The organism is Mesorhizobium sp. WSM4904, assembly GCF_029674545.1.
In the GTDB taxonomy this organism is placed as follows: Bacteria; Pseudomonadota; Alphaproteobacteria; order Rhizobiales; family Rhizobiaceae; genus Mesorhizobium.
Genome location: NZ_CP121354.1, coordinates 3,934,098 through 3,946,382 on the forward strand (window position 1 = coordinate 3,934,098; position 12,285 = coordinate 3,946,382).

The 12,285-nt window shown below is 64.1% G+C and carries 14 protein-coding genes; 5 read left to right on the top strand and 9 right to left on the bottom strand.

The genetic code is table 11. The features are described 5' to 3' along the window. Positions 1-33 precede the first annotated feature (33 nt). Complete coding sequence (locus QAZ47_RS18730) at positions 34-915, bottom strand: DMT family transporter (RefSeq protein WP_278230357.1); 882 nt, start codon at positions 913-915, stop codon at positions 34-36. Positions 916-1,093: 178 nt separating this feature from the next. Here QAZ47_RS18730 and QAZ47_RS18735 point away from each other — a divergent pair, with 178 nt between their 5' ends. Then, positions 1,094-1,597: a hypothetical protein gene (locus tag QAZ47_RS18735; protein WP_278202205.1), complete on the top strand. Its 504-nt coding sequence runs from the start codon at positions 1,094-1,096 to the stop codon at positions 1,595-1,597. Between the two features lie 24 nt (positions 1,598-1,621). Here the strand turns inward: QAZ47_RS18735 and QAZ47_RS18740 are convergent, their stop codons facing one another. Then, positions 1,622-2,950: a DNA polymerase IV gene (locus QAZ47_RS18740; RefSeq protein ID WP_278202206.1), complete on the bottom strand. Its 1,329-nt coding sequence runs from the start codon at positions 2,948-2,950 to the stop codon at positions 1,622-1,624. A 65-nt stretch (positions 2,951-3,015) separates the two neighbouring features. Here QAZ47_RS18740 and QAZ47_RS18745 point away from each other — a divergent pair, with 65 nt between their 5' ends. Together QAZ47_RS18745 and QAZ47_RS18750 are read left to right on the top strand one after the other, a co-directional pair. Further along, positions 3,016-3,591, top strand: a complete 576-nt coding sequence (locus QAZ47_RS18745; protein WP_278230358.1) for a GNAT family N-acetyltransferase — start codon at positions 3,016-3,018, stop codon at positions 3,589-3,591. A gap of 102 nt (positions 3,592-3,693) precedes the next feature. Beyond that, a complete protein-coding gene (locus QAZ47_RS18750) occupies positions 3,694-5,202 on the top strand; it encodes a hypothetical protein (protein ID WP_278230359.1) in 1,509 nt (502 codons plus the stop codon). Positions 5,203-5,211: 9 nt separating this feature from the next. Here QAZ47_RS18750 and QAZ47_RS18755 read toward each other — a convergent pair whose 3' ends face one another. Continuing rightward, positions 5,212-5,865: a hypothetical protein gene (locus tag QAZ47_RS18755; RefSeq protein ID WP_278230360.1), complete on the bottom strand. Its 654-nt coding sequence runs from the start codon at positions 5,863-5,865 to the stop codon at positions 5,212-5,214. Next, positions 5,862-6,161, bottom strand: a complete 300-nt coding sequence (locus QAZ47_RS18760) for a DUF3572 domain-containing protein (protein WP_278230361.1) — start codon at positions 6,159-6,161, stop codon at positions 5,862-5,864. Before QAZ47_RS18760 ends, QAZ47_RS18755 begins: the two co-directional genes overlap by 4 nt. A 237-nt stretch (positions 6,162-6,398) precedes the next feature. On the opposite strand from QAZ47_RS18760, the gene QAZ47_RS18765 reads away from it, so the two are divergent. Together QAZ47_RS18765 and QAZ47_RS18770 are read left to right on the top strand one after the other, a co-directional pair. Further along, positions 6,399-6,770, top strand: coding sequence for a response regulator (locus QAZ47_RS18765; protein ID WP_027166515.1), 372 nt, complete (start codon positions 6,399-6,401; stop codon positions 6,768-6,770). A gap of 21 nt (positions 6,771-6,791) precedes the next feature. Further along, positions 6,792-8,165 carry a PleD family two-component system response regulator gene (locus QAZ47_RS18770; RefSeq protein ID WP_278230362.1) on the top strand — a complete coding sequence of 458 codons (1,374 nt, stop codon included), beginning with the start codon at positions 6,792-6,794 and terminating at the stop codon, positions 8,163-8,165. Between the two features lie 776 nt (positions 8,166-8,941). Here QAZ47_RS18770 and rpmG read toward each other — a convergent pair. From rpmG to QAZ47_RS18795, 5 genes are all read right to left on the bottom strand, one after another. Further along, entirely contained in the window at positions 8,942-9,109 is a 168-nt protein-coding gene (gene rpmG, locus QAZ47_RS18775; RefSeq protein WP_040995604.1) for a 50S ribosomal protein L33, read from the bottom strand. Next, complete coding sequence (locus tag QAZ47_RS32115; protein WP_347567152.1) at positions 9,043-9,627, bottom strand: nuclear transport factor 2 family protein; 585 nt, start codon at positions 9,625-9,627, stop codon at positions 9,043-9,045. The genes rpmG and QAZ47_RS32115 overlap by 67 nt, the downstream gene beginning before the upstream one ends. A gap of 40 nt (positions 9,628-9,667) precedes the next feature. Further along, positions 9,668-10,108, bottom strand: coding sequence for a hypothetical protein (locus QAZ47_RS18785; protein WP_278230363.1), 441 nt, complete (start codon positions 10,106-10,108; stop codon positions 9,668-9,670). A gap of 98 nt (positions 10,109-10,206) precedes the next feature. Further along, a complete protein-coding gene (locus tag QAZ47_RS18790) occupies positions 10,207-11,382 on the bottom strand; it encodes an MFS transporter (RefSeq protein WP_278230364.1) in 1,176 nt (391 codons plus the stop codon). 20 nt (positions 11,383-11,402) lie between these two features. Beyond that, positions 11,403-12,143, bottom strand: coding sequence for an NUDIX hydrolase (locus QAZ47_RS18795; protein ID WP_278230365.1), 741 nt, complete (start codon positions 12,141-12,143; stop codon positions 11,403-11,405). Between the last annotated feature and the right edge of the window lie 142 nt (positions 12,144-12,285).

Here is a 12,285-nt window from a genome sequence, read left to right on the forward strand (position 1 = left end):
GAACCAGGCGACCGACCAGTGAATGGCTTGTAGCTACGAGGCGGCGACTTCGGCCGTCTGCGGCGCCTTCTTCTGCAGGTTGAGCAGGTTGCCGGCCAGGATCAGCGCGGCGCCGCCGGCGGTGAAGACGTCGATCTGTTCGTGATAGAGCAGCCAGCCGATCAGCGCCGACAGCGGCACGCGCAGGAAATCCATCGGCGAAATGACGGTCGCATCGGCGTGGCTGAGCGCGCGGGCCATGCAGAAATGCGAAGACATGCCCGTGAAGGCGACCACCAATATCGACGGCCAGAGTTCGACCGCCGGGCTGCGCCAGACGTAGAGCGCCGGAACGAGGCCGACCGCGGACTGGATGATCAGCATCCAGAAGATGATGCGCACGACGCTGTCGGTGCGCGTCAGCGACTTGACCATGACCACCGACACGCCGAAGCACATCGCGGCCCCCAGCACGACGAGGTGACCGGGATCGATGGAGCCGACGCCCGGACGCACGATGATCACCACGCCGATCAGCCCCAGCACGATCGCCGTCAGCCTTGGCCGCGACAGCCTTTCGCCGAGAAAGCTCACCGCCAGGATCGCGGTCCAGATCGGGGTCGTGAACTCGATCGAGATCAGCACGGCCAGCGGAATCAAGGTCAGCGCATAGAGCCAGGCGGCCTGGCCGGCATAATGAACGACGTTGCGCGCGAGGTGGGCGAGCGGGCGCTCGGTGCGCATCGCCTTGAAGCCGCCGCTCGTCATCACCAACGGCAGCAGGATGAAAAAGCCGATCACCGAACGCAGCTCCAGCACCTGGAAGACATTGAGCGCGGCCGTCGCCGTGCGGCCGGCGACCGACATCGCCAGGAACGAGGCGATCGACAGCGCCATCCAGAGGGCGGCCTTGGTGATCGAGGGAGCGGGTGCCATGGCGCTATTTCGCAAGCCGGACCTTCGACTGCAACCGCTAGTCGACGCATTCGACTGGGCCAGTCCGGGCCGCGCCGGGGCGGCGTTAAAAAACAGTCACGATGAAGGCGGAACCTGCGGCCGTCGCAGGCGTTCGAGTCGTCATATTCGCAGCCTTTCGATGCTGGGGGAGATTCCGATGAAATCGATGATGTTGTGTCTGCTCGCCGGCTGCCTGACGGCGGCGACGGACGCACGTGCCGACGATGCCGATTTCTTGCGCTCGTTTCAGGGCAGCTTCGCCGGCAACGGCACCTACAAGGTAAGCGCCAGCGCGCCGACGGTGAATATCTCCTGCGACTTCAAATCCGGCGCTACCTCGACCTCGCTGTCGCTCGACGGCAAATGTCGCGGGCTCATCCTGATGACGCGGGAGATCAGCGCGGATCTGAAGGCCACCGGCAGGGGCTATAGCGGCGTCTATATCGGCTCGCGCACGGGACCGGCGCAGTTGAACGGCAGCCGCTCGGGCAATGCGCTCAATCTCGGCATCCGCTGGGCAAAGGAGGTCAATGGCGACCGCAAGGCGCAATTGACCGTCGAAAAGACCGGCAGCGACGGCATGCGGCTGACCGTGACGGATGTCGATCCGAAAACCGGCAAGACCATGGTGACGAGCCGGATCGACCTGAAGCGCACCTGACCACCGCTGCACTGCCGGCCGGCTTCAATCCTCAAGCGGCTCGGGCGGATTGGCGCTGCGGCCCTTGCCGAACGTATAGCCTGTCTCGACGGCCTTTCTGCCGAACTTGTCGCGCAGCTCGTCGATGGCCGTTTCGGCCAGCGCGCGCTTGCGCGACTGGAGGTCGACCAGATCCGGCGGGTCGGCCTTGCCGTCGTCGGAGAGATCGCTGACGCCGATGCCGAGCAGCCGGAACTTCGTGCCGTCGGCCTCGCGTCGCAAGAGATCAAGCCCGGTCTGGAAGATGCGGTCGGCAAGTCGGGTCGGATCGCCGAGCTGGCGGTTGCGGGTACGGAGCTTGAAATCCTGCGTCTTCAGCTTCAGCACCACTGTGCGTCCAGCAATGCCGGATTTCTTCAGCCGCGCCGAGACTTTCTCCGACAGCCCGCGCAGCACCGGCGCCAGTTCCGCCAGGGAGCCGATATCGTTGTCGAAAGTGGTTTCGGCCGACACGCTCTTGGCGTCGCCGTCCGGGTCGACGCGGCGGTCGTCCTCGCCGCGCGAAAGCCGGTAGAGCCGGTCGCCCATAACACCGTAGCGGCGCATCAGCTCGCCGCGCTCCATGCGCTGCAGCTGGGCGATCATGCGGATGCCGTCGCGCTCCAGCGTCGCGGCCAGCGCCTTGCCGACGCCCCAGATCATTGTCACCGGCTGCGCCGCGAGGAAGCTTGGCGCTTCGGCTTCGCCGATGACCGAAAAGCCGCGCGGCTTGCGGAAGTCCGACGCGATCTTGGCCAGGAATTTGCAGTAGGAAAGGCCGGAGGAAACGGTGATGCCAAGCTCCTTTTCGACGGTCTGCGCGAAGCGGGCCAGCACAAGCGCCGGCGGCATGCCGTGCAGCCGCTCGGTGCCGGCGAGGTCGAGAAACGCCTCGTCGATCGACAGCGGCTCGACCAGCGGCGTCAGCGCCTGCATCAGCGCGCGCACCTGGCGGCCGACGCCGACATATTTTTCCATGTTGGGCGGAATGACCACGGCTTCGGGGCAGGCCTCGAGCGCCTTGAACATCGGCATCGCCGAGCGCACGCCCTGGATGCGGGCGATGTAGCAGGCGGTGGAGACGACGCCGCGCCTGCCGCCGCCGACGATCACCGGCTTGTCCTTCAGCGCGGGATTGTCGCGCTTTTCGATCGCCGCGTAGAAGGCGTCGCAGTCGATATGGGCAATATGCAGCCGGTAGAGCTCGGGATGGCGCACGAGCCGCGGACTGCCGCAGCGCTCGCAGCGGCGCGTCTCGGCGCGCTGCAGCGCCAGGCAGTCGCGGCAAAAACCGTGTTCGGGATTATTGACAGGAGCCGCCATCGCTGCGAACATAAAGAGAACAAACGCAATGGTACGACAGCGCAGGGCCGGCAACAAGCTTGGCCTGGGGAGAATGCATGAGCACGACCATAGCACCGCTGACGCCTGAGCGCTGGGTCGACTTCGAGGACCTCTTCGGCAAGCAGGGCGCCTGTTACGGCTGCTGGTGCACGCATTTCCGGCTGACGCCGGCGGAGCGCCGGGCCAGCAACCGCGAACGCAACAAGGATCATATCAAGGCGCGTATCGAAGCCGGCCCGCCGCCGGGGCTTCTGGCTTTCGAGGACGGCAAGGCGGTCGGCTGGATGCAGATCGGCCCGCGCGCCGACGTGCCCGAATGGAACAATCAGGGCAGGGGTTCGGCGCCGGTAGATCCTGCCGATGCCGGCGATCCGAACGTCTGGGCGATCTCCTGCTTCTTCATCCGCGTCAAGGCGCGGGGCAGGGGCATCACGCACCGCCTCGTCGATGGCGGCATCGCCTTTGCCCGCGACAACGGCGCCAGGCTGCTGGAGGCCTGCCCGATCGACCTGTCGCGCGATTCGCGCTCGATCGGGCTGTTCGTCGGCTCGTCGCGGGTGTTCGAGAAGGCCGGGTTCGAGAGGCTTCTTGAGCGCAAGCCCGGCAGGCCGCTGATGCGGCTGGTGCTTTAGCGGCATGAGCTTTTGGCGTACAGTCGTCGTCTTGCGGCTGTAACGCATCTTTCCTACCAGAAGCACGAAACGATTTTCGCCTTCCGAGAACGGAGAACCGACGTGAAGCGTATTTTGCCAATTGTTGCGGCTCTTGCGGTCAGCGTGCCTGCTGTGGCCCAGACGGTCGACAGTCAGGGCGCCAAGCAGCTTTCCGACAATCTGGCGCGCTACTTCGGCAGGCAGGCGTTCGACAAGGGCGTGCTCAAGGTCTCGGTCGAAGGCGGCGCCTACAAGATCGCGCTCGACATCAAGGCGCTGGTCGATGCCATGCCGAAAGAGAAGCCGCTGAGATTCGATCTCGCGCCCTATGCCTTGATGGTGAAGCCGCGCAGCGACGGATCCTGGGACGTCGCCTCGGATTTCTCGCAAAGCATGGCCTTCGAATTCAACGGGCCGGAGGGCCCGCAAAGCATGCAACTCGCGGTCAAGGACGGCAAGGGCACCGCCGTTTACGATCCGAATCTCGCCGCTTTCACCAGCGGCGCGAGCTCAATGGCCGGCATGACGATGACATCGCGGGAAGCCAAGCAGCAGGCGGACGTCACCGCTGGCGCCGGCACCGCGACCATTACCGCCACCAAGTCGGCCAATGGCGGCGTCGACTTCACGGCGACGCAGAAGGTCTTGAGCTTCGTCGAGACGATCAAGATCGACGATCCCGACAATGGAATGAGTTTTCCGCTGACGCTGAGAACGCCGGAACTGTCGGTGGATGCGAAGGGCAAGGGCGTGCGGACGAAGCCGCTGCTCGACCTGCTTGCCTTTGCCGTGGCCAATGAGGACGAAGCCAAGCTCAAGGCCAACCAAGCGGAGCTCAAGACGCTGCTGCAGGCCGCGCTGCCCGTGTGGGAAAGGATAGACGGCAACTATGGCTTCAAGGATCTCGAGGTGGAGAGCCCTGTCGGCAAGTTCGGGGCAAAGCAGTTCAGCACGACGGTCGGCATGGACGGCGTCTCCCAGAGCGGCAAAGTCGACTACGCCATCAAGGCCTCCGACCTGACGATCCCGCAACAGACGCTGCCCGGCTGGAGCATCGCGCTGCTGCCGACGGATGTCGACCTCAATTTCGGCGGCGCCAATATCGATCTCGACACCATGGCGAAGAAGGCGATCGAGGCCTTTGATCTCAATAAGAATCCACCGCTGTCGGATGAGTTCGGCGACGCTCTGGTCGCCGATTTCCTGGCCAAGACGCCGAAATTGGTCCTCGGGCACAGCACGGTAAAGAACGGCAGCATCGAGGTCGCGATGGAAGGCGAGATGACGTTTCCGGGCAAGAAGCCGGATGCAACCGTCACCGTCGATGTCGCGGGCTACGACAAGATCGTCGAGGCCTTGCAGGAGGGTGCCAAGAGCGATGCGCAATTGGCGCAGGCGTTCCCCTTCGCGCTCGCCGTCAAGGGTTTTGGCAAGACACTGCCGGATGGCCGGCTAGAGTGGGTGATCAATGCCAAGGCCGACGGCTCGGTCAAGGTCAATGGCGCCATGCTGAAGCCGGCCGATGCGGTTCAGGACGACGGCTCGGGCCAGGATGACAATGGCGGGGCAGGGGCGAAACTGCAGCCCTGAACGCTCAAGTCATAGCCCCAGCGCGCCCGCGATCTTCGGCGCAGCCTCGCGCCAGTTGTCGACAGCGGTGATGTCGTCCGGCGTCGGCGGCAGGAAGGCGCGCAGCGCATTGTCGGCCATCAGGTGGAAGAGGTGCGCGTCGGCGACCGAGTAGCGCGCCGACATCAGATTGGAGGGCTGGTCGTCGACGAAGGCGACGGGCCTTCCCTTGGCGCCGCGCAGCCTGGCGATGGCCGGTCCTTTCGCCATTTCCGTGGTCAGCAGCGGGTAGTTGAGGCCGAGTGCGTCGAGATGCGCGCGGCGCACGGCACGATGCTTGTGCGGCATCGCGGTCAGGAGCACGATCTCGGCGCGCCGCCCGAGCGACGCCAGCGCTTCCGCCGCACCGTCGGTGATGCTTTGCCAATCGGCCTGGGCATCGAAGAAATCGCCGAGAAGGGCCGTGACCTCGGCCTGCTCGATCAGCCGGCCGGACGCCGTCTCGGCGATGTTGCCGGTGAGCCGGAAGGAGGCGAGCGTCAGCCGGAAGCCGCGCGTCTTCAGGAAATGCGGGAACGGCCGGACGAATTCGAGCACGACGTCGTCCACGTCGAGCACCAAGAGCGGCCGGTCGTCGGCGGCAAGCTCCTCGATCTGGCGCGCGGTCTCGGGATCGTCGCTCATGTCGAACGCTCATGGTCGTCATTGCCGAGCGGCAGCGCCCGCAAGGCCTTGCCGACGGCGGCCGGCGGCGTGCCGGTCTCCTCGGCGAAGCGTAGGAGCGTCGGCTCGTGGGCGAGGATGAACTGCAGCACCCCGGCAAGAAAGCCCGGCTCCTCAGCCGCCTTGCGGATCGAGTTTGCCTCGATCCCGGTGACCGCCAGGAAGCGGGGCAACAGCTCCGGATCGCCGGCGATGAAGCCCAGCGCCCTGACGGCAAGGGTTTCCGCCTCCTCGCGCATTGACGCTGCGTTCGCCATCGCTACCTTTGCTGATGTGGATTTTGAGTCTTCCATCCGAAGTAATGGCAAGCGTCGCCTGCGGCAAGCCTCAGCCGCTTCGGCCCTGCACCCGCAAGCGGAATCGGTGTGCTTTTCCAACGGCTGATTTGCGTTTCGTCAATGATATTGACGTAAGGTACGTGCGGGTTGGGTGCGATCCGGCAAGGACGCATGACGGCGGTCTTCGGTTCCGGGGACAGTCGGGACGGGAAATTGATGGCTAAGAAGGTCATGATCGTCGAGGACAATGAGCTCAACATGAAGCTCTTTCGGGACCTCATCGAAGCCAGCGGTTACGAGACGGTTCGCACACGCAATGGCCTGGAAGCGCTTGATCTCGCGCGCCAGCATCGGCCCGACCTGATCCTCATGGACATCCAGTTGCCCGAGGTTTCGGGCCTGGAGGTGACCAAATGGCTGAAGGAAGACGACGAATTGCATTCTATCCCGGTCATCGCCGTCACCGCCTTCGCGATGAAGGGCGATGAGGAGCGCATCCGCCAGGGCGGTTGCGAGGCCTATATCTCCAAGCCGATCTCGGTGCCGCGCTTCATCGAGACGATCAAATCCTATCTGGGCGATGCCTGATGCCGAGCCGGAGCCTTTGAAATGACCGCGCGGATCCTCGTCGTCGATGACATTCCCGCCAATGTGCGGCTGCTGGAGGTCCGGCTGCTCGCCGAATATTTCGAGGTGCTGACGGCCGGCAACGGCCCGGACGCGATCGAAACCTGCGAAAATGGCAAGGTCGATGTCGTGCTGCTCGACGTTATGATGCCCGGCATGGACGGCTTCGAGGTGTGCAGGCGGCTAAAGAGCGACCCGGCGACCTCGCATATTCCCGTGGTCATGATCACCGCGCTCGACCAGGTGTCGGACCGAGTGCGCGGCCTCGAGGCCGGCGCCGACGATTTTCTCACCAAGCCGGTGAACGACCTGCAGCTGATGACGCGGGTGAAGAGCCTGGTCAGACTGAAGTCACTGACCGACGAATTGCGGCTGCGCGCCTCGACCACGCGCAACATCGGCATCGAGGAGCTTTTGAGCCGCAACTTCGCCACGGAAGACACCAAGCCCAGCGTGCTTCTGGTCGACGAGCGCAAGTCGTCGATCGAGCGCATCCGCAAGATGCTGCGCGGCAGCGCCGAGCTCGACGTCGCCACCGATCCGAATGCCGGCTTCTTCCAGGCCGCCGAAACTTCCTATGAGTGCGTGCTGGTCTCGACGGCCTTCTCCGATTTCGATCCGCTCAGGCTCTGTTCGCAACTGCGCTCGCTCGACCGCACCCGCTTCCTGCCGATCATCCTTTTGGCCGATGAGGGCGAGGAGGGGCGCATCATCCGGGGCCTCGAGCTCGGCATCAACGACTATCTGACGCGGCCGATCGACCAGCACGAGCTGACGGCGCGCCTGCGTACGCAGGTGCGGCGCAAGCGCTACAACGACCAGCTGCGCGCCAGCGTCACCCAGACCATCGAGATGGCGGTGACCGATGGGCTGACGGGGCTGCACAACCGCCGCTACCTCGACAGTCATCTGCAGACGCTGTTCGACCGCGCCGTGGCGCGGCGGCGGCCGCTGTCTGTGATGATCACCGATCTCGACCGCTTCAAGTCCGTCAACGACGCTCACGGCCATGACGGGGGTGACGACGTGCTGCGCGAGTTCGCGCGGCGGCTGCGCAAGAACGTGCGCGGCATCGACCTCGCCTGCCGGTTCGGCGGCGAGGAATTCGTCGTGGTCATGCCCGACACCGATGGGCTCGTCGCCGAGAAGGTGGCCGAGCGAATCCGCGCCGAGATCGCACAGGTGCCCTTCGCAGTCGGGACCGACGGCAAGACGATCGACGTGACGGTCAGCGTCGGCGTGTCGTCGGTGCTTAAGGGATCTGATACGGTCGCGGCGCTGATGAAGCGTGCCGATCTTGCGCTCTACGAAGCCAAGAGCGGCGGCCGCAACCGGGTTGTCGCCAAGGCTGCCTAGGCGCGTCGCGCTGAACGGATTTGGGCGACGCGACTTAGGTCTTTTGATCTATGCATGCCGTTTTCTCAAAACCGCCACATACTTTTGAGCGACATGCGTTGGTGGAAGCAGCGAATATCGGATCATCCAGCAAGGTTAGGAATTTACCTTAACCCAAGCGATTCGCCAGCCGTGGTTAAGAAATGGTTGATTTTCATACGTTCTTGCGCAAATCTGCGTCGCATAGACCGAAGACGAAGCCGGCACGAGGGTAGACTGCCCGGCTCGATCCGAAAAATACCCCATGATGCTCAGGTCCGCCGCATCTCCTGGGTCCGTGGGGTCGGCCGGCCGGCGCTGGCACATAGTGGCCTCCTCGTACCGCTGCCAACCGCCGACCGGCCCCCATTTCCCGCAAATATGTTCAACCTCGCGCACAAACGGGCTGGAACCGTTTTCGCCCTGGGCCCTCGGCCACGGGCAGGAAACGGCCCATAGATCCGTTGGCTAAGCGCGTCGCGATCCTTCGGATTCGCTCCCTGCGCTTTTAGGCTTTTGATTTTGCGCATGTCTTTGTCCCGAAACCGGTTCCCACTTTCGGGAGACATGCTTTAGCTCCGGTGCACGGCGGTCTAACGACCGGTCGCAGCGCCCATCGCTTCATCATCGCAGGGTTTCCGCGACGCCACTTCGCGGCTTGCTCCGCCTGGGATGAAACGAACACTGGATCTTGGCCGCCAGTTCAAACAAAAACGCCGCCCAGTGGGCGGCGTTTCGGCATTTCCAGGATGACCAGATTACTTGATCTTGGTTTCCTTGAACTCGACATGCTTCTTGGCGATCGGGTCGTACTTGCGGAACGACAGCTTGTCCGTCTTGGTGCGGCTGTTCTTGCTGGTCACGTAGAAGAAACCGGTGTCGGCGGTCGACAGAAGCTTGATCTTGATGTTTGCGGCTTTGGCCATGATGTTCGTCCGTTAATGTTCGTGGAGTTTTGGCCGCTGGAGCACGGGGAAACACCCGGACGCGGGAAACTTGGCGCGACACATAAAGAACGCGCCCGGAAAGTCAAGCCCGCGAGGGCTTTCGCGATCGTTTCGGTTCGGGTGCCAACAGCGGGCCATGGAAGTATGGACGGCTGATCGATCACCCAAAGCCAAGTCCCGTCGCCTTGCCGGTGGGCAATTTCCACAGTCACCGTGCCATCGGGAAGCCGCGTGGAGGTGAGCGCCAAATCTCCGTTGACGATGGCCGGACGCTGATCTCCAAGCTCAAATCTTTGCCCCGCGGCCACCAGCTTGGCGTAGAAGCTGCGGATGGCGTCCCTGCCGCGCGCCAACTGTGCGCCGCCGGTGTGGAGGACGGCATCGGGCTCGTAGAGAGCCGCCATGCCTGCCGCATCTCCCGCCTGCTGGCGAGAAACCAACAGCCGCGCCAGATCCTGAGGGTCGTATGCAGGCTTACGGGTAGCCTCGTCACTCATGGCGCGACTTCGTTCATCGGGCGATTTCCCAGTTCCGGCATCACTCCGCCGCGACCTTCCAGTCGCCGGTCGTGTTCCACCAGCGGTTCGGATTGGCTCGATCGTCGAGGCCCTTGGAACGGCTGGCCAGCAGCGGCTGGATGCGGATGACCGGCTCCTCGTAGGAGTGCGCCTGGAATATGGCCTCGGCGACGCGCGCCGCAAGGGCCTGGTCGTCCGGCAGTTCGAACGAGACCTCGACCGTGCCCGGCCGCCGGCGCAGCTCGATCTCGGCGCCCGCGGCAGCACCTTCCAGCGTCCGGTAGCGCTCGACGCCTTGCGCCGACTGATAGGCGTTGCCGTCATACTTGCCCATGCGCAGCGGCGTGATCGCCACGACCGCCTCCATGATGCGCTCGACATCGGCCGCCGGCGCCTGGAAGCTGACAAGCAGAAGCAGTTCCATCCTGAGGGATTTGGTTTCAAAGCCGCTGTCGATCATTGCTCTATCCTCGCTCTTCCTGCGTTGGAGCGAGGTATAGCAGGGGTCCTGCTGACACGGTGATGTCAGCAGGCCAAATCTTCCGCGGACATTTTCGGCTAGAGAATCTTTCGCACCAAACGGACGCAGACCAGCAGCATATAGGCGGCAAAGAACAAGGCCAGCGACCAGCCGAAGCCCGAGGGACCAAATGCATCCATGCCGATGCCGATCGCCTGCGGGCCGATCACCATGCCGACGCCGTAACAGAGCACGAACGCGGCGTTGGCGGAGGCAAGCTCATGACCGGAGAGCTGCGAGCCGAGATGCGCCAGCCCGATCGTGTACATGGCGGCGACCACGCCGCCCCAGACGAACAGAAGTGCCGCCATCAGATGCCAGTTCTGGGCGAAGAATGGCATGAACACGGTGCCCGCGAGACCCACCGTGGCGCAGGCTAGAAGCAGGTAGCGGCGGTCGGAGACGCGGTCGCTGATCATGCCGATCGGGATCTGCAGGAGCACGTTGCCGAGGCCGATCATGGTGAGCAACAGCGCTGCGTCGGCCTCCGAATAGCCGATGCGGTTGCCATAGACCGGGAACAGCGAGAAGCCACCGGTTTCCACGGCGCCGAACACCAGCACAGCGAAGGTCGCGGTCGGCACCATCCAGATATAGCGCAGGAAATGGCTGGTCTCGCCGTCGGCGACGATCGCCGGGCTCTCGTTGCGGGCGGCCAGAACCGGAATGGCCGCGAGCGTCACCAGCGCTATGGTGACGCCGAACGGTAGGAAGCCGCTCGAGCCGAGATGCGCGAACAACCAGGGGCCTGCGGCGAAGCCCAGCGACAGCACGGTGGCGTAGATGCCGAGCACGAGGCCGCGGCGATGCGGCGGCGCCGAGGTGCTGATCCAGAATTCCGACAGGATGAAGAGCACCGTCAGCGAGATATGCAGCGCGACGCGGAGCGGAAACCACATCCAGAAGTCCGGCGCGAAATGGAAGCCGACGAAGGCAAGCGCGCCGGCGGCAATCATCAAAAGCATGGTCCAGGCGACGCCGAGCCGCGTGGCAAGCGGCGTGGCGAGCGGGGCCCCGGCGATCGAGGCGAGGCCGGCGACCGCCGTGTTGAGGCCGATCATCGAGGCCGAGTGGCCGCGCGTTTCGAGGATGACGCTGAGCAGCGGCATGCCGAGGCCGATGGCGATGCCGACCACGCTGATCGAGGAGATCGCCGCGACCATCGGCAGCCAGTGTACGCGTTCGTCGCCCTTTTGCTGGGTATCGACCGTCATGGGATATGGATGCTCTGCTTCTAAAGGACTTCGCGGACGAAGCGGTTTCGGATGAGCCGGAAGAACGGCACGGCACCGCCAGGGCACAGCAAGGGATCGTGGGCGAGCCGCTTTTCCAGTTCTTCCAGGATCATGCGGGTGATGTCGGGAATATCGGCCTTGCGCGCCTCGGCGAGCGGCAGCCAGACGAGCTCTTCAAGCTCGTTGGTCGGACCGCCATCCGGCAACTCCACGGCGACGTCATCGCGCCAGGCGCTGAAGAAGCGCGTATCGAAACGGCGCACGCGGTTGGGTGGAGTTATCGCGCGGGCGATGAAGCGCAGGGCGTCCAATGACGGCGTCACGCCGTGTTCGACGAAACCCTGCCAGTCGCGCTTGGCGGTCGCGAACGGGCCCTTGCGGCCGATGAGCAAGCCGGCCTCCTCGTAAGTCTCACGGATCGCCGACAAGGCGATGGCACGCGCCCGGGCAGTGCTCGCGCGGCCTGGACCGCTGGCAAGCCTTGCCTCTTCCTCACGGTGTAACGGGGCAGCGACGGGAATACGGCTGTCGGCGGGATCGGTGCGGCCGCCGGGGAAGACGAATTTTCCAGGCATGAAGGCATGCCCGGCATGGCGCCGGCCCATCAGCACCAGAACGTCGCTGCCGCTGCGGTCAAGCAGGATCAAGGTTGCGGCGTCGCGCGGACGAAGCGGCCGGCCGCCGTGCACGGCCAAGCCTTTATCGAGTTTATCGACATCCGCCTTGGTCATTCCTTCCATGCGCTCGACCTAGCGGAAACTTCTCGAATGCGAAAGTGGCTTGCGCATTCGGGTCCTTGCACCAGCCCCGGACGAAAAGTCGCTGCTGGAGCAATTCCAGGAAAAGTGCGCTGCGGCTTTCCGTTCAAAATTGCTTAAAAAC